The sequence below is a fragment of the Brevundimonas sp. FV1ye29L genome, assembly GCF_058681095.1.
This window is the reverse complement of record NZ_CM178730.1, coordinates 2,895,371-2,912,196: the sequence shown is the minus strand read 5'-3', so window position 1 is coordinate 2,912,196 and position 16,826 is coordinate 2,895,371. Positions and strand designations below refer to the sequence as shown.

Below are 16,826 nucleotides of genomic sequence, written 5' to 3'. Positions count from 1 at the left end.
ACGCCCCCGGGAATCGTCTTCCTGTCCAGCGGCCATCGCCTGAAGTCGTGTCCGGACCGGCCCAAAGTCGTGCAAGCCCTTCCCTCTCCGGGAGAAGGGAGCAGGCGGTGTGACGCTCGCGATCACGGTTGCCCCCCACATCCCTCACCCGTGGCCTCGCCCACCATCGACCGGGCCACGGCCTCGGCCACCTTGATGCCGTCGACGGCGGCCGAGAGGATGCCGCCGGCATAGCCCGCGCCTTCGCCGGCCGGGAACAGGCCGCGCACGTTCTGGCTCTGGAAGTCGGCGCCGCGGGTCATGCGGATGGGGGAGGAACTGCGGGTCTCGACGCCGGTCAGCACCGCCTCGGCGTCGTCATAGCGGGCGATCTTGCGGCCGAAGACGGGCAGGGCCTCGCGCATGGCGGCGATCACATAGTCGGGCATCAGGGGCGCCAGGTCGGTCGGCCGCACCCCCGGCTTGTAACTGGGCACGACCTCGCCCAGGGCCGTCGAGGCGCGGCCCGCCAGGAAGTCGCCGACCAACTGGCCGGGCGCGAAATAGTCGCCGCCGCCGGCCGCATAGGCGCGGGTCTCCAGATCGCGTTGCAGTTCGATGCCCGCCAGCGGATGGTCGCTGCCGTAGTCCTCGGGCGAGATCCCGACCACGAAGCCGGAGTTGGCGTTCCGCTCGTTGCGCGAATACTGGCTCATGCCGTTGGTCACGACGCGGCCGGGCTCGCTGGTGGCCGCCACCACCGTGCCGCCCGGGCACATGCAGAAGCTGTAGACGGTCCGGCCGTTCGAGCAGTGGTGCGACAGCGTATAGGCCGCCGCGCCCAGATCAGGGTGTCCGGCGCAGGGGCCGAACATGGCCTTGTCGATCCAGGATTGCGGATGTTCGATGCGGAAGCCGATCGAGAACGGCTTGGCCTCGATATGGACGCCCCGCTCATACAGGGTCTGGAAGGTGTCGCGCGACGAATGGCCGATGGCGAGGACCACATGGTCGGCTTCCAGCGTCTCGCCGGTGTGCAGGCGCACGCCCCGGATGGCGCCCTTCTCCAGCTCGATATCGGTGACCCGGTGCTCGAACCGGTACTCGCCGCCCAGGGCCTCGATCTTCCGGCGCATGGCCTCGACCATGGTCACCAGGCGGAAGGTGCCGATGTGCGGATGGGCCTCGGTCAGGATCTCCTCCGGCGCACCGGCCGCGACGAACTCGGTCAGCACCTTGCGGGCCAGGAAGCGCGGATCCTTGATCTGGCTGTACAGCTTGCCGTCGGAGAAGGTGCCCGCGCCGCCTTCGCCGTACTGGACGTTGGACTCCGGATGGAGCCTGCCCTTGCGCCACAGCTCCCAGGTGTCCTTGGTCCGTTCGCGCACCACCTTGCCGCGGTCGAGGATGATCGGCCGAAAGCCCATCTCGGCCAGGATCAGCCCGACGAACAGGCCGCACGGCCCCGCCCCGATCACGACCGGTCTCAGCCGCTGATGCTTGCCTCCGTCCCGGGGCGCGACGGCGACGTGGCGATAGGCGACGTCCGGCGTGGGCTTCACATGCGGGTCGTTGGCGAACCGGGCCAGCACGGCCGCCTCGTTCTTCACCTCAACGTCGACGATATAGACCTTCAGGATCGCCGACTTCTTGCGCGCGTCATGCGCCCGCTTCCAGATCGACCAGGAAATCAGATCATGCGCCGGCGCGCCCAGCCGCGCGGCGATCGCGGCGGGCAGGGCCTCGGGCGCGTGGTCGAGGGGCAGTTTGAGTTCGGAGAGGCGCAACATCGGCGCCTTCTAGCGGCTTGTGACGCCAAACGCATGGGGCGAGATGACCCTCTGCTGCGGGGAGGGGGCGCCCCCGCCGGGAGGGACGGCGCCCCCGCCGGGAGGGGCGCCGTCCCTCCCCGGGAGTCCTCGCTGGCGTCAGGCGTATTCCTGGATCGCCCGCACATCCAGATCGCCGGCCTTGACGGCGACGATGGCCCGCGCGGCGGCCTCGGCCCCCGCGGCGGTGGTATAGTAGGGGATCTTCATCATCAGGGCGGTGCGACGCAGGCTGAAACTGTCCTGCAACGACTGTTTGCCCTCGGTGGTATTGAAGACCAGCTGGACCTCGCCGTTCTTCATCGCATCGACGATGTTGGGCCGGCCTTCCAGCACCTTCTTGACCAGTCCGACCTCAAGGCCCCGTCCGGCCAGATAGTCGCGCGTCCCGCCGGTGGCGATGACGGTGAAGCCCTCGGCCAGCAGGATGCGGACGGCCTCGGCGACGAAGGGTTTGTCGTCCTCCTTGACCGAGACGAAGGCGCAGCCAGAGGTGGGCAGGGTTGTGCCGCCGCCGATCTGGGACTTGGCGAAGGCGCGGGCGAAGGCGGGGGCCATGTCGGCCTCGCCCTCACGCTTCCAGTCCAGGCCCATGACCTCGCCGGTCGACCGCATCTCGGGGCCCAGGATGGTGTCGACCCCGGCGAAGCGGGCGAAGGGGAAGACGGCTTCCTTGACCGCGATATGGTCATAGGGCTTGTCGGTCAGGCCGAAGGACTTCAGCGGCACGCCCGCCATCACCTTGGCGGCGATCGAGGCCACCGGCTGGCCGATGGTCTTGGCGACGAAGGGCACGGTGCGGCTGGCGCGCGGATTGACCTCCAGCACGAAGATGCGCGGCGTATCGCTGTGCGGCTCCTCGATGGCGAACTGGACGTTCATCAGGCCGCGCACCTTCAGGGCCTTGGCCATTTCGGTGGTCTGGCGCTTCAGCTCGGCGACCGTCCCGGCCGACAGGGACCAGGGCGGCATGGAGCAGGCGCTGTCGCCCGAGTGGACCCCCGCCTCCTCGATATGTTCCAGCACCCCGGCGACGAACACCGTCTCGTCATCGCACAGGGCGTCCACGTCCACCTCGGTGGCGCGGTTCAGATAGTGGTCGATCAGGACGGGATCGTCGCCCGACACCCGCATGGCCTCGCCGACATAGCGGTCCAGCCCCTCGCGGTCGTGGACGATCATCATGCCGCGCCCGCCCAGCACATAGGAGGGACGCAGGACGACGGGATAGCCGACCTCGTCCGCCTTCTGCGCGGCCTCCTCGGCGCTGCGGGCCAGGCCGTTGGGCGGCTGGCGCAGACCGATGGCCTCCAGCATCTGCTGGAACCGCTCGCGGTCCTCGGCCAGGTCGATGGAGTCGACGCTGGTGCCCAGGACGGGGATGTTGTCCTCCTGCAGCGCATGGGCCAGTTTCAGCGGGGTCTGGCCGCCGAACTGGACGACGCAGCCGATCAGGTTTCCGTTCGACCGCTCGACCTCGATCAGCTCCAGCACGTCCTCGGCCGTCAGCGGCTCGAAATACAGCCGGTCGGAGGTGTCATAGTCGGTCGAGACGGTCTCGGGGTTGCAGTTGACCATGATCGACTCGACGCCGATGTCGGCGAAGGCGAAGGCCGCGTGGCAGCAGCAGTAGTCGAACTCGATGCCCTGACCGATCCGGTTGGGACCCCCGCCCAGGATGATGGCCTTCTTCCGGTCCGACGGCTCGGCCTCGCACTCGGGGACCTGGCCCAGGGCCCCGGTCTCATAGGTCGAATACATATAGGCGGTGGCCGAGGCGAACTCGGCGGCGCAGGTGTCGATCCGCTTGAACACCGGCCGGACGTTCAGGCCGCGACGGGCGGCCCGGACGTCCTTTTCGGTGGCGCCGGTCAGCTGGGCGAGGCGCGCATCGGCAAAGCCCTTGGCCTTCAGCTTGCGGAACTCCGTCGCCTCGGTGGGCAGCCCCTTGACCCGGATATGGCCCTCTTCCCGCACGATGTCGGCGATCTGGCGCAGGAACCAGGGCTCGTAGGAACAGGCGGCATTGACCTCTTCCACCGACAGGCCGTGGCGGAAGGCCTGGGCGATGACGCGGATGCGGTCGGGCGTGGGGATGCCCAGGGCCCGCACCACGGCGGCGCGGATGGCGGCGTCGTCTTCCGACCCGCCCGAAACGACATTGGCCCCCTCGATCTCGATCTCGTCAAAGCCCGACAGGCCGGTCTCCAGACCGCGCAGGGCCTTCTGCATCGACTCCTGGAAGGTCCGGCCGATGGCCATGACCTCGCCCACCGACTTCATCGAGGTGCCCAGCAGGGGCTCCGAGCCGGGGTATTTCTCGAAGGCGAAGCGCGGGATCTTGGTGACGACATAGTCGATCGACGGCTCGAAGCTGGCCGGGGTGACCCGGGTGATGTCGTTGGTCAGTTCGTCCAGCGTATAGCCGACCGCCAGCCGCGCCGCGACCTTGGCGATCGGGAAGCCCGTGGCCTTGGAGGCGAGGGCGCTGGACCGCGACACGCGCGGGTTCATCTCGATCACCACCATCCGGCCGTCGGCGGGATTGATGGCCCACTGCACGTTCGATCCGCCCGTCTCGACGCCGATCTCGCGCAGGACGTTGATCGAGCCGGTCCGCATCCGCTGATATTCCTTGTCGGTCAGCGTCAGGGCGGGGGCGACGGTGATGGAGTCGCCGGTGTGGACCCCCATCGGGTCGATGTTCTCGATCGAGCAGATGATGATGCAGTTGTCCGCCTTGTCGCGGACCACCTCCATCTCATACTCCTTCCAGCCCAGAACGCTCTCCTCGATCAGCACCTCGGTGGTCGGCGACAGGTCGAGGCCGCGCAGGACGATCTCCTCGAACTCCTCGCGGTTGAAGGCGATGCCGCCGCCGGTGCCGGCCAGGGTGAAGGACGGGCGGATGACGGCGGGCAGGCCGACGAACTCCAGACCCTCCAGAGCCTCGGCCATCGAATGGGCGGCCTTGGAGCGGGGGCTTTCCAGACCCAGCTTGTCCATGGCGTCGCGGAATTTCTGCCGGTCCTCAGCCTTGTCGATCACGTCGGCCCTGGCCCCGATCATCTCGACGCCGTATTTCGCCAGCGCGCCGGAAGCATCCAGGGCCAGGGCCGTATTCAGCGCCGTCTGGCCGCCCATGGTCGGCAGCAGGGCGTCGGGCCGCTCTTTCGCGATGATCCGCTCGACGAACTCCGGGGTGATCGGCTCGATATAGGTGGCGTCGGCCACTTCCGGATCGGTCATGATGGTGGCGGGGTTGGAGTTGACCAGAATGACCCGGTACCCCTCGGCCTTCAGCGCCTTGCAGGCCTGCACGCCCGAATAGTCGAACTCGCACGCCTGGCCGATGACGATGGGGCCGGCGCCGATGATCAGGATCGACTGGATGTCTGTACGTCTGGGCATGGGAAGGCCTCTTGTTGTTCTAGTTCGTCACGACCGCGCACTCCCAGCCGTCATAGTCCAGCTGGAAGGCCGCAGCCCAGGATTGCATCATGGCGGAGACGGGGGCGAAGGACGCCTCGTCCACCGCCGTCGTCGTCTCCAGAACAGTGGAATCGTCCGAGCCGCTGGTCACGAAACCGGCGCGTCGGGCGACCTCGTTCAGGTCGTCATGGTCGCCGTCGCCGTGAAAGAAGAACAACGTATGGCGCGGCGTCACCCCGCTGTCGCCGTGCTCGGCCAGGGCCGCGCGCACCATGGCGTCGCGCTCGTCGTGGCTGATGACGTCTTCATACACGGGCGCAGCGATCCTCTATGCGCGCGAAGGCCCGGCGCGGAGAATCGCGGCCGTTCCGTCGGGTTGTCGGTTAAGCGGCCCGTCTAGAGAAGGGGGGGCAGGGGGGCAAGGCTGAAATTGGGTCAGACGCTGTCCCTCTCCCGCCGGGAGAGGGTCGACTATCCCTCCATCGCCGCGATCCAGTCCGGCAGTTCGCCGATCCGGCTGAGCGAGGCATAGCGGGGATGCCCCTCGGGCGCCTCGGCCAGTTCGTGGGCCCAGGTGACGTGATAGGGGATGTGGGCGGCGAAGGCGCCGGCCTCGAGGGCGGGCAGGACGTCGGACTTCATCGAATTGCCGGCCATCGCCGCCTCGGCCGCGCCGGTGCCGTGGCGGGCGAAGACCCGCTCATAGGTCCCGTGATCCTTCTCGGACACGATCTCCACCGCCGCGAACAGGTCGCCGAGGCCCGAGGCCGCGAGTTTGCGCTCCTGATCCAGCAGGTCGCCCTTGGTGATCAGCACCAGCCGGTACCGTTCGGCCAGCTCCGCCAGGGTCTCGTCCACCCCGGGCAGGGTCTCGACCGGATGGGCCAGCATCTCGCGCCCGGCGGCCAGGATCTCGCGCACCACCTCGGGCGGGGCCCCGCCGTCGCACAGCTCCATCGCCGTCTCGATCATCGACAGGGTGAACCCCTTCACGCCGTAGCCGTAGAGCCGCAGGTTGCGCCGCTCGACCTCGGCCAGCCGGGACTCGATCGTCTCCAGATCGCCGTGGTCGTCCAGCAGGTCGACGAACCGCGCATGGGTCAGGCGAAAGATCGTCTCATTGTGCCAGAGGGTGTCATCGGCATCGAGGCCGACGGTGGTGATGGGCATGAGGATCTCCGCACGTGTCGCGCCGTCGCATGGCCTGCGCGTCCGGCGGGGTCAACGGGCCGCAGCGATCCGTGGTCCGATCGCCGCCCCGGACGTAGTGAGGGGGCGCCACAGAGGAAAGCCCGATCATGACCGTCTCATCTTCCGCCGTCGTCATCGGCGCCTCGGGGGGCGTCGGGGCCGCCATCGCCGACGCCCTGCGCGCCTCGAACCGGTTCGCCGCCGTCCACGCCCTGTCGCGATCGGGCACGGGTCTGGATCTCGAGGACGAGGCCTCGATCGCCGCCGCCGCAGCCGCGGTCGCCGACGGCCCGCCGCCCGCCCTGATCTTTATCGCGACCGGCGTCCTGCATTCCGGCCATGAACCCGAGCGCAGCTGGCGGGCCCTGTCGGCCGATCATCTGTTGCGCGACTACCGGATCAACGCCGTCGGCCCGGCCCTGATCGCCAGACACTTCCTGCCCCTGCTGCCGCGCGACCGGCCCGCCGTCTTCGCCGCCCTGTCGGCCCGGGTCGGCTCCATCGGCGACAACCGGCTGGGCGGCTGGCACAGCTACCGGGCGTCCAAGGCGGCCCTGAACATGATCCTGAAAAACCTGTCGGTCGAACTGGCCCGCAGCCATCCGCAGGCGATCGTCGCCGGATTGCACCCCGGCACGGTCGATACGGGCCTCAGCGCCCCGTTCCGGAAGGGGGTGAAGCCGGAGAAGCTGTTCACGCCCGCATATTCGGCCGAACGGCTGCTGGCCGTCCTCGACGCCCTGACCCCGGCCGACAGCGGCGGCGTCTTCGCCTGGGACGGGGTCCGGGTGCCGGCCTGATCGTCCGCCGTTGACCCCGCATTACGGTCTCTGTACTCACGCCGCCGTTTGCCCGCCGGGATTCGGCGGCATCTTTAGTCAGAGCCTGATTCACGCTCCGGCCTGAACCGCTGCGCGGTTCCGCCCGAACCGATCATGCTCTATGGAGCGCGGCATGACCACTCAACTGCTTCCCGGTTGCACCGGCGTCCTGGCGCTCGCGGACGGCACGATCCTTCAGGGAATCGGCGTCGGTGCCCATGGTTCGGCCCTGGGCGAGGTGGTCTTCAACACCGCCATGACGGGCTATCAGGAAATCCTGACCGACCCCTCCTACATGAGCCAGATCCTGGCCTTCACCTTCCCGCACGTCGGCAACACCGGGGTGAATGTCGAGGATGTGGAGCAGATGGGCGGCGGGTCCGACACCTCGGCGCGCGGGGCCATCTTCCGCGACCTGCCGACCGACCCGGCCAACTGGCGCAGTCAGGACAGTCTGGACGGCTGGATGAAGCGGCGCGGCGTCGTCGGCCTGTCGGGCGTCGACACCCGGGCCCTGACCCGGATCATCCGCGACCGGGGCGCGCCCCACGCCGTCATCGCCCATGACCCCGAGGGCCGGTTCGACCTCGAGGCCCTGGTGGCCGAGGCGAAGGCCTGGACCGGCCTCGTCGGCCTGGATCTCGCCAGACCCGCCTCGACCCTCCAGTCGTTCGAATGGGACGAGGGGCTGTGGGCCTGGCCCGAGGGCCACCCGAAAACCGAGGGCCGCAAGAACGTCGTCGTCATCGACTACGGGGTGAAGCGCAACATCCTGCGGGCCCTGGCCTCGACGGGCGCCCGGATCACCGTCGTCCCCGCCACCACCACGGCGGAAGAGGTTCTGGCCCGCAACCCCGACGGCGTCGTCCTGTCCAACGGACCGGGCGACCCGGCCGCGACCGGCCAGTACGCCGTGCCGGAGATCCGGAAACTGGTCGACAGCGGCAAGCCGGTCTTCGGCATCTGCCTCGGCCACCAGATGCTGGCCCTGGCGCTCGGCGCCTCGACGGTGAAGATGGATCAGGGCCACCACGGCGCCAACCATCCGGTCAAGGACCTGACCACGGGCAAGGTCGAGATCGTCTCGATGAACCACGGCTTCACCGTCGACCGCGACAGCCTGCCCGATGCGGTGATGGAGACCCATGTCTCGCTGTTCGACGGCACCAACTGCGGCATCGCCCTGAAGGACCGGCCGGTGTTCAGCGTCCAGCACCACCCCGAGGCCTCGCCGGGGCCGACCGACAGCCTGTATCTGTTCGACCGGTTCGCCGACCTGATGAACCCACCGGCCTGATCGCCGTCAGGTGCGGCGCGGCGGGATGACGCAGCCGGTCCAGGCATCCGCCTGACGCCCCCGGCGTATTCGCAACCGGGCCCGGTGCAATAGACTTGGCCCCCGTCGCGACGGATTGTAGGAGGTCCGGCGTTCAAGTCCCGCCGCCTCCGGTTCGACCCTTCGGGTCGGACGTCCTGCGGCGGTCCAGTTCCCTGCCGGAGTCGTCTGTTCGTGATCAAGCGCCACTTCTTCCTGATCGCGGCCGGAGTGCTGCTGGCGCTCATGGTCGTCGCCGTCGTGTTCAAACTGGCCTTCGCGGGAGACGGGGCGGAGACGAAGGGCGGTCCGGGCGGCGGGCGCGGCGGTCGGGGCCAGGCGGTCGCCGTGGCCACGGTGGCGAACCGCGACTTCTCCGACCAGATCCGCGTCCTTGGCGTCGCCCGGGGCCAGAGGTCGGTCAATATCACTTCCTCGACCTCGGAACTGATCACCCGCGTCATGTTCACCGACGGCCAGCGCGTCGCGGCGGGCGCCCCCCTCGTGCAGTTGCAGGCGCGCGAGGAGGACGCCGGCATCATCGAGGCCCAGGCCCGGGTCGATCAGGCGCAGCGCCAGTATGATCGCTTCAAGACCCTGGCCGACCGTGGCATCGCCCCGCGCGTCACCGCCGAACAGGCCGAGACCGATCTGGCCTCCGCCCGTGCGGCGCTCAATGCCGCCCGCGCCCGGCTCGGCGACCGGGTCATCCGCGCCCCCTTCTCCGGCGTGCTGGGCCTGACCACCGTCACCCCGGGCACCCTGGTCAGCCCCGGCGGCGTCATCGCCACCCTGGACGACACCTCGACCATCCGCGTCGATTTCCCGGTGCCCGAGCGCTATCTCGGCGTCCTGCGCCCCGGCCTGCCCCTGACGGCCACGGCCGACGCCTACAAGGACGAAGGCTTCTCGGGCCGCATCGCCCTGATCGACAGCCGCATCAACGAAACCACCCGCGCCGTCACCGCCCGGGCCGAGTTTCCCAACCCGGGCGGGCGTATCCTGCCCGGCATGATGCTGCGCGTCGCCGTGGCCCAGGGCCAGCGCACCTCCACCGCCGCGCCGGAGGCCGCCGTCCAGTACGAGGGCCAGACGGCCTATGTGTACCGGATCGCCCGCGGCGACCGGGGCGAGACGGCCCAGCGCGTTGAGGTCCAGACCGGCGCCGTCGAGGGCGGCTTCGTCGAGATCCTGTCCGGCGTCGCCGCCGGCGACCGTATCGTCGCCTCGGGCCTGAACCGCATCCAGCCCAATGCCCCGGTCACCACCGGCGGCGGACGCGGCGGCGCCCCGGCCGGGAAGGCCGCCGCCAAATGATGCTGTCCGACGTCGCGGTCCGCCGCCCGGTCTTCGCGGCGGTGGCGGCCATCGTGCTGTGCGTCATCGGCGCCGCCGCCTTCTTCTTCCTGCCGGTGCGCGAGCTGCCGGACGTCGACCCGCCGGTGGTCTCGGTCAACACCAGCTATGCCGGCGCCTCGGCCGAGGTCATCGAAAGCCGCATCACCGAGCCGGTGGAGCAACAGATCGCCGGCATCCAGGGCGTCGAGCGGATCACCTCGACCAGCCGCGACGGCCGCTCCAGCGTCAACATCGAGTTCTCGCTGGACCGCAACATCGACGACGCCGCCAACGACGTGCGCGACCGGGTCAATCGCGTCGTCGGTCGCCTCCCGGATCAGGCCGACCCGCCCGAGGTGGCCAAGGCCGATTCAGACAGCCAGCCGATCATGATCCTGTTTCTGCGGTCCACCTCGATGAACCGGCTGGAGCTGACCGACTACGCCGACCGCTATCTGGTCGACCGCCTCGCCACCGTCCCCGGCGTGGCCCAGGTCAACATCTATGGCGATCAGCAATACGCCATGCGCATCTGGCTGGACGCCGCCGCCATGGCGACGCGCGGCCTGACGGTGAGCGACGTCGAGACGGCCCTGACCACCCAGAACGTCGAACTGCCCGCCGGCCAGCTGGAGTCGGGCCAGAAGAACTATACCGTCCGGGTCGCCCGCACCTATGCCCGGCCCGAGGACTTCCGCCAGCTGCCCATCGGCACGCGCGGCGCGGCGACCACGGCCACGGCGACCCAGACCACCGGCGCCGCCACCGCCGCCGCCCTGCCCAGCGGCGCGACCGGCGCCATCCAGGGCCGCACCGGCTATGTCACCCGGCTCGGCGACATCGCCCGCGTCGAGGAGGCCCCCGCCGAGGACCGCCGCCTGTTCCGGGGCAATGGTCTGGACCAGGTCGGTCTGGCCGTCACCCGCCAGGCCCAGTCCAACGACCTGGCCATCTCCGAAGGCGTGTCGAAACTGGTGGAGGACGTCCAGTCCAGCCTGCCGCCCGGCGTGACCCTGGAGGTCGGGTCCGACAACTCGGTCTTCACCTCCCACGCCATCGAGGAGGTCTGGATCACCATCGGCATCTCCATGCTCCTGGTCGCCATCGTCAACTTCGTCTTCCTGGGCAGTCTGCGGGCCGCCCTGATCCCCTCGGTCGTGGCGCCCATCTGCCTGCTGGCCACCTTCATCGTCCTGGCGCCGCTCGGCTTCTCCCTGAATCTCCTGACCCTGCTGGCCCTTGTGCTGGCCATCGGTCTGGTGGTGGATGACGCCATTGTGGTGGTCGAGAACATCCAGCGTCGTCTCGACCATGGCGAACCGCCCCTGGTCGCCGCCGAACGGGGCGCGCGTCAGGTCTTCTTCGCCGTCGTCGCCACGACCATCGTCCTGCTGTCGGTGTTCGCCCCCCTGCTGTTCCTGCCCGGCTATGTCGGACGGCTGTTCGTCGAACTGGCGGCCGCCATCGCTGCTGCGGTCGCCTTCTCGGCCTTCCTCGCCCTGACCCTGTCGCCGATGATGGCGTCGAAGATCCTGAAACCGGCCCAGACCGGCGGCTGGCTGGCCCGGCGCGTCGACGGGGCCATGGAGACGCTGAGAGCCTCCTACGGCAACTCCCTGTCCGCCCTGCTGGGTCGCCGCGTGGCCCTGTTCGGCGTCATCGGCCTGATCGTCGTCGTCGCGGCGGGCGCCGCCGGCATGTTCCTGTCCCTGCCCAGCGAACTGGTCCCGGGCGAGGATCGCGGCCGGGTCGGAATTCGCGTCGCCGGCCCCGAAGGCGCGGGTTTCGACTATACGAAGAAGATCATGCTGGGCCTCGAACCCATCCTTGAGGAGTACCGGGCCAGCGGCGAGGCCGACAGCTATCTGGTCTCCGCGCCCGGCTTCGGCGGCGGCAGTTATAATTCCGGCAACGCCAACCTGATCCTGGCCGACTGGTCGAAACGCAGCCGCACAGCCGACGAGATCGCCCAGGAGGTCAATGGCAAGCTGCGCAGCCAGACCGACGCCCAGGTCAATGCCTCGGTGCCGGGCGCCTTCCAGCGCGGCGGGGGCGGGGGCTCCAACTCGGTCGAACTGATCGTCACCGGCGCGGAATATTCCGACATCTACAACTGGCTTCAGCCGGTGCTGGCCGCCTCGCTCGACAATCCCGGCTTCTCGCGCCCGCGCCTGAACTATGAGCCCAACTCGCCCCGCCTGCTGGTCGATGTCGATCCGGAAAAGGCCGCCGGCCTCGGCGTCTCGGCCCAGTCGATCGGCCGGACGCTGGAGACCATGTTCGGCTCGCGCCGCGCCACCACCTATATCAAGGGCGGTCAGGAGTATGACGTCATCCTCCAGACCGACCGTGAGGATCGCCGCACGGTCGACGATCTGGAAAGCCTCTATGTCTCGACCGGCTCGGGCCAGCTGGTGCCCCTGTCCTCGGTCGTCACGACCCAGACCTCGGGCGACACCCCCGACCGCCGTCGTCTGGACCGCCAGAGGTCGATCAGCCTCTCGGCCGATCTCAATCCCGGATACACCCTGGACGACGGCGTCAAATTCCTGACCGATGTCGCCGCCGAACAGCCCCAGGGCGTCGTCGCCCTGCGCTGGGGCGGCGCGGCCCGCGACCAGCAGGAGGCCGGCGGCGCCGTCATCGCCGCCTTCGGCCTCGCCCTGCTGCTGGTCTTCCTTGTGCTGGCGGCCCAGTTCGAAAGCTGGATCACCCCGGCGGTGATCATGCTGACGGTGCCGCTGGCGGCGGCCGGCGGCCTGTTCGGCCTGGTCATGGCCGGCTCCAGCCTGAACCTGTATTCCCAGATCGGCCTGATCATCCTGATCGGGGTGGCGGCCAAGAACGGCATCCTGATCGTGGAATTCGCCAACCAGCTGCGCGACCAGGGCCGGTCGATCAGCGAGGCCATCATCGAGTCCTCCACCCTGCGTCTGCGGCCCATCATCATGACCTCCATCGCCACCGCCTTCGGCGCCCTGCCTCTGGTCCTGTGGCAGGGGGCGGGCGCCGGCAGTCGCCAGACCATCGGCGTGGTCATCTTCGCCGGGGCCATGTTCTCGACCCTGCTGACCCTGTTCGTGGTGCCGGTGATCTATGGCGTCCTCGCCCGCTTCACCAAATCTCCCGAATACACCGCCCGCAAGATCGAGGAATGGGAGGCGAAGGAGATCAGCGAGGGGCGGGAGAGGCTGGCGGACTGACGACGGAGGACCAGCCGTCCCCCGTCGATGAATTATCGATTGACAGAAATAAATTATCGCATGATCTTGGCTGTCGGAGGCGCCCATGTCCACGGTCGTGCAGTTCAGGCTTCAGCCCGCATCCCCGTCGCCCGCGCCGGAAAGCCCGGCCCAGCGGCGCGTGAGAATCGGCAGTCGGGGGTTGTCCTGGCTGTTTGCGGGCCTGTTCGGTCTGGCGGTCGTCGTCCTCCTCACGGCCATCGCGACCATGTTGATCTACAAGGGCGAATGGGTCCGGATCGGGCCGGACAACTGCTACATCGGCGGCGGCCCGCCCAATTCGGTCGCCTTCGGCTCCCTGCCGCTGGACCAGCGTCTGGCCTATGTCGTCGTGGCGATCCTCAGGGCGACGCCCATCATCATGCTGTTCTGGACGGTGCGGTCACTGTTCGCCCATTTCGCCCGGGGTCGCGTGTTTTCGCGCAGCATCGCGGTTCACTTTCGCCGCATCGGCGTCTGGCTCTGCGCCTATGCCCTGTCGCCCTTGCTCTGCCATCTGCTGCTGGACGCCACCGGCTATGAGATTGACAAGAACTGGGCCCACCTCTCCAGCGTCCAGGCCTTCATCCTCGGCCTGCTCGTCTTCGTCATCGGTCAGGTGATGCAGGTGGGGCGGGAAATCGAGGAAGATCGGGAGGCGTTCGTCTGATGCCGATCGTCCTTCGTCTCGACGTCATGCTGGCCCGGCGCAAGGTGCGGTCCAATGTGCTCGCCCGCGCCATCGGCATCACCGACGCCAACCTGTCGCTGCTCAAGTCCGGCAAGGTGAAGGGTCTCCGGCTCGAGACCCTCGACGCCATCTGCGCCTACCTCGACTGCCAGCCGTCCGATCTCATCGAATATGTTCCCGAGGTCGATCCCCGGCTGGAACCGCAATCGCTCAGACGGACCGGCTGACCGGCCTCAATCTACGGAGATTTTCATGTCCTTCGCCACGCCTTTCCGGGCGATTGCCGCCGCATGCCTGCTGTCCGCCCTTCTTCCGGTCCGGACAAACGCCCAAATCCCCGCCCCGACGGCGCCCCTCTATCTCGAGGTCGAGGGCGGCCGACTGGCCTATGAAACCTGCGGCTCGGGCCCGGAAAACGTCGTCCTGCTGCATGACGGCATCCTCCACTCGGCCGCATTCGATGACGTCTGGGCCGACCTGTGCCGGCGTTACCGCGTCGTGCGCTACGACCGGCGCGGCTACGGCGCCTCCGCGCCTGCCGCCGGGCCGTATCAACCGGTTCAGGATCTCGCGGCCCTGCTGGACGCGGTGGACATGCCGCACGCCACCCTGGTCGGCTCCTCGGCCGGCAGCGGACTGGCCGTCGACTATGCGCTCGCCCATCCCGGGTCGGTGGATCGTCTGGTTCTGGTCGGTCCCTGGGTGAGCGGATTCGAGCCGTCGTTCGGCTTCATCGTCCGGGGTTTGAAACTGCTGACCCTGTTCCGGCTCGGCGCGGTCGATCTGGCCGTCCGCGACCGGTACATCCTGACGCGGGACGCGGTGGACGCCCGCCGCCGCGTGGCGACCCTTCTCCGCGCCCATCCGGGCAATGTCGCGGCGGGCCTCAGCGAGCGATCGCCCCGGGCCGCGCGCCCGGATCTGGGCCAGATCGCGGTTCCGACCCTGATCCTGGTCGGGCAGGTCGACATCGGCGATGTGCAGCGTCAGGCCGAGGCGCTGGAGACCGGGATCCCCGACGCCCGGCGCGTCGTCATGCCGGACAGCGGGCATCTGATGTATCTGGAACAGCCCGCCGCCTTTGTGGATCAGATCATCGACTTCATCGCCGCAACGCCCCGGCGGGCGTAACGTCGTCACATGACGGGCCGTCCCGGTCGTTCGCGAAGCAACCTTGGCCGCCGCGCGACGTTATTTCACCGAACCGGTCCGGCCATACGCGGCGGACCCCCGGAGACACCCCATGACATCGCCCAAGACCCTCACCGCCCTCGCGGCCGGCGCTCTCGTCCTTTCCGCTGCCGGCATGGCCCAGGCCCAGACGCCCTACTATGGCCAGGCCCCGTCCCAGCCCTATGGCCAGACCCAGCCGTCAGGTCAGGAAGTCTTCGGCCAGATTCTCCAGAACCTGTTCGGCGGTCAGACGACCGGCTCGGTCGACGCCGAATGGAGCCGGGGCCGGCGCGCCCTCGCGGCCCAGCAGTCGAGCTTCAACATGCGTCTGACTGCGCAGGTCCGGTCGGGTGCGATCCAGCAGTATTCGGCCGACCGCCTCCGCACCGACTATGACGCCCTGGTCCAGCTGGAGGCGCGCTACGGCCAGGACGGCCGGTTCACCGCCCAGGAGCGTCAGGACCTGACCGCCCGCTATGACGCCCTGACCCGGGCGCTGGACGACGGCGGCTATGGCGATGACGTCGGCGGCTACCGGTCTGTGGCCGACGGCCAGCGCGAGTTCGACGCCCGCGTCGACGCGGCCGTCCGCGCCCGTCGCCTCAGCCGCACCGAGGCCACCCGGCTGCGCGCCGACTACGCCGCCCTGGTCCGCACCGAGGCCCAGTATCAGCAAGGCGGCCTGACAGCGCGCGAACGTCAGGACATCGAGAGCCGTCTGGACGCCCTGGACGCCCGCATCGGCGATGTCGGCTATGGCGGCGGCGCCCCCGTGACCCGCACGCCCGAGGCGCGTCTGGACGCCATCGCCCGGGCCCTCCCCAACAGCGGGCTGAACGCCTCGGCCCAGGCCGAGCTGCGGGTCCAGCACGAGGACCTGACCCGCCTGGCCGCCGCCTATGCCCGGTTCAGCGCCAGCGCCGACGACCGCGCCTATCTGGAGCGTCGTCTCGCCGATCTGGAAGCCCGCGCCCGCGTCCGCCGCTGATCCGCCCTATCGGCACAGGCGACCGCTCTCCGCCTCGAGGTGGAGGTGGTCGCGGTGCAGGGCGTTGTAGTCGGGGCTCAGGGTCGTGCCGAACACCTTGCAGGCGTCGTCGCGGATGCGGTGCAGGAACCGGCCCTCGGGCGTCGTCCTGTTCCAGTTGTTCGTCACCGTGATCCGCCGCCCGTCCGACAGCCGCACGCCGGAGAAATCCAGCGCCGCCGCCCGCGAATGGGCGCTGGGCCGGTTGCCCGCCTGGCTGTTCACCGGGCGACAGGCATAGACGCCCATATGGTCGATCTGGTCGACGCCGGCGCCGAGGATCTCCCGCGCCGCCGGCTCCACGGACTGCCGCCGCCAGACGCTGATCGCCGCCGCGAGAGCGCAGGTCGTCGTCGGCGCATTCGGCGCCATCCGCGCTCTTGTGCCGTAGTCCGGCCCCAGCACCCCCGCCTGCGTCAGTCCGCAGGTCGCCGAGTTCACCCGGTCCGGCGTCGGCGAGAAGGTCACCCGCGCCGCCCCCAGCACCGCGACACAGGTCTGCAGGTCGCCGGTGGCGCGCTGCAACCGCCCGAATGTGCCGTCGTCGATCGGACGGTCGATCAGATTGTCGCCCGACGGCCCCGGCGTCCGGCCCGGCAGATAGGGCCTCGGCCCGGTCTGCCCCGGCCCCGGGGCGTCGGGGATCAGCCGCCCGCAGGCGGCCAGCAGGCTCAGGCCGAGGATGACAACCGCGCGCTTCATCATCCCGAGCCTAACCGGATTCGCGCCGGTCGGTGGCGGCCGCCTCGAGACCCGGTCTGCTGACCCCTCGTCATCCCCCGGCTCGACCGGGGGATGTCAGCATCCGT

13 protein-coding genes are annotated in these 16,826 nt (G+C 69.2%); 8 read left to right on the top strand and 5 right to left on the bottom strand.

The window, feature by feature from the left end:
• Nucleotides 1-122 precede the first annotated feature (122 nt).
• The 4 genes from ACW17W_RS14285 to ACW17W_RS14270 form a co-directional block, all read right to left on the bottom strand.
• On the bottom strand, nt 123-1,769 hold the full coding sequence (locus ACW17W_RS14285) for an NAD(P)/FAD-dependent oxidoreductase (protein WP_492077565.1): 1,647 nt from the start codon (nt 1,767-1,769) through the stop codon (nt 123-125).
• A 138-nt stretch (nt 1,770-1,907) separates the two neighbouring features.
• On the bottom strand, nt 1,908-5,219 hold the full coding sequence (gene carB / locus ACW17W_RS14280; protein WP_492077564.1) for a carbamoyl-phosphate synthase large subunit: 3,312 nt from the start codon (nt 5,217-5,219) through the stop codon (nt 1,908-1,910).
• 19 nt (nt 5,220-5,238) lie between these two features.
• The gene (locus ACW17W_RS14275; protein WP_492077563.1) at nt 5,239-5,553 is read right to left on the bottom strand and encodes a hypothetical protein; all 315 of its coding nucleotides are present in this window, start codon (nt 5,551-5,553) and stop codon (nt 5,239-5,241) included.
• A gap of 158 nt (nt 5,554-5,711) precedes the next feature.
• Nucleotides 5,712-6,410: an HAD family hydrolase gene (locus ACW17W_RS14270; protein ID WP_492077562.1), complete on the bottom strand. Its 699-nt coding sequence runs from the start codon at nt 6,408-6,410 to the stop codon at nt 5,712-5,714.
• A gap of 128 nt (nt 6,411-6,538) precedes the next feature.
• Here ACW17W_RS14270 and ACW17W_RS14265 point away from each other — a divergent pair, with 128 nt between their 5' ends.
• From ACW17W_RS14265 to ACW17W_RS14230, 8 genes are all read left to right on the top strand, one after another.
• A complete protein-coding gene (locus ACW17W_RS14265; protein ID WP_492077561.1) occupies nt 6,539-7,231 on the top strand; it encodes an SDR family NAD(P)-dependent oxidoreductase in 693 nt (230 codons plus the stop codon).
• 154 nt (nt 7,232-7,385) lie between these two features.
• Nucleotides 7,386-8,549: a glutamine-hydrolyzing carbamoyl-phosphate synthase small subunit gene (gene carA, locus ACW17W_RS14260; protein ID WP_492077560.1), complete on the top strand. Its 1,164-nt coding sequence runs from the start codon at nt 7,386-7,388 to the stop codon at nt 8,547-8,549.
• A 213-nt stretch (nt 8,550-8,762) separates the two neighbouring features.
• The gene (locus ACW17W_RS14255) at nt 8,763-9,884 is read left to right on the top strand and encodes an efflux RND transporter periplasmic adaptor subunit (RefSeq protein ID WP_492077559.1); all 1,122 of its coding nucleotides are present in this window, start codon (nt 8,763-8,765) and stop codon (nt 9,882-9,884) included.
• Complete coding sequence (locus ACW17W_RS14250; protein WP_492080326.1) at nt 9,884-13,108, top strand: efflux RND transporter permease subunit; 3,225 nt, start codon at nt 9,884-9,886, stop codon at nt 13,106-13,108. The genes ACW17W_RS14255 and ACW17W_RS14250 overlap by 1 nt, the downstream gene beginning before the upstream one ends.
• A gap of 85 nt (nt 13,109-13,193) precedes the next feature.
• Nucleotides 13,194-13,796, top strand: coding sequence for a DUF2975 domain-containing protein (locus ACW17W_RS14245; protein WP_492077558.1), 603 nt, complete (start codon nt 13,194-13,196; stop codon nt 13,794-13,796).
• A complete protein-coding gene (locus ACW17W_RS14240) occupies nt 13,796-14,044 on the top strand; it encodes a helix-turn-helix domain-containing protein (RefSeq protein WP_492077557.1) in 249 nt (82 codons plus the stop codon). The genes ACW17W_RS14245 and ACW17W_RS14240 overlap by 1 nt, the downstream gene beginning before the upstream one ends.
• 25 nt (nt 14,045-14,069) lie before the next feature.
• Entirely contained in the window at nt 14,070-14,948 is an 879-nt protein-coding gene (locus tag ACW17W_RS14235) for an alpha/beta fold hydrolase (RefSeq protein WP_492077556.1), read from the top strand.
• Between the two features lie 112 nt (nt 14,949-15,060).
• A complete protein-coding gene (locus ACW17W_RS14230) occupies nt 15,061-15,978 on the top strand; it encodes a hypothetical protein (protein WP_492077555.1) in 918 nt (305 codons plus the stop codon).
• A gap of 6 nt (nt 15,979-15,984) precedes the next feature.
• Here the strand turns inward: ACW17W_RS14230 and ACW17W_RS14225 are convergent, their stop codons facing one another.
• Nucleotides 15,985-16,719 carry an extensin family protein gene (locus ACW17W_RS14225; RefSeq protein WP_492077554.1) on the bottom strand — a complete coding sequence of 245 codons (735 nt, stop codon included), beginning with the start codon at nt 16,717-16,719 and terminating at the stop codon, nt 15,985-15,987.
• Nucleotides 16,720-16,826: the final 107 nt, after the last annotated feature.

What these genes read in the sequence shown, in the direction of transcription:
- ACW17W_RS14285 (WP_492077565.1), bottom strand. Translation starts at nt 1,769, where the DNA reads ATGTTGCGCCTCTCCGAACTCAAACTGCCCCTCGACCACGCGCCCGAG.
- carB (WP_492077564.1), bottom strand. Translation starts at nt 5,219, where the DNA reads ATGCCCAGACGTACAGACATCCAGTCGATCCTGATCATCGGCGCCGGC.
- ACW17W_RS14270 (WP_492077562.1), bottom strand. Translation starts at nt 6,410, where the DNA reads ATGCCCATCACCACCGTCGGCCTCGATGCCGATGACACCCTCTGGCAC.
- ACW17W_RS14265 (WP_492077561.1), top strand. Translation starts at nt 6,539, where the DNA reads ATGACCGTCTCATCTTCCGCCGTCGTCATCGGCGCCTCGGGGGGCGTC.
- carA (WP_492077560.1), top strand. Translation starts at nt 7,386, where the DNA reads ATGACCACTCAACTGCTTCCCGGTTGCACCGGCGTCCTGGCGCTCGCG.
- ACW17W_RS14250 (WP_492080326.1), top strand. Translation starts at nt 9,884, where the DNA reads ATGCTGTCCGACGTCGCGGTCCGCCGCCCGGTCTTCGCGGCGGTGGCG.
- ACW17W_RS14245 (WP_492077558.1), top strand. Translation starts at nt 13,194, where the DNA reads ATGTCCACGGTCGTGCAGTTCAGGCTTCAGCCCGCATCCCCGTCGCCC.
- ACW17W_RS14240 (WP_492077557.1), top strand. Translation starts at nt 13,796, where the DNA reads ATGCCGATCGTCCTTCGTCTCGACGTCATGCTGGCCCGGCGCAAGGTG.
- ACW17W_RS14235 (WP_492077556.1), top strand. Translation starts at nt 14,070, where the DNA reads ATGTCCTTCGCCACGCCTTTCCGGGCGATTGCCGCCGCATGCCTGCTG.
- ACW17W_RS14230 (WP_492077555.1), top strand. Translation starts at nt 15,061, where the DNA reads ATGACATCGCCCAAGACCCTCACCGCCCTCGCGGCCGGCGCTCTCGTC.
- ACW17W_RS14225 (WP_492077554.1), bottom strand. Translation starts at nt 16,719, where the DNA reads ATGAAGCGCGCGGTTGTCATCCTCGGCCTGAGCCTGCTGGCCGCCTGC.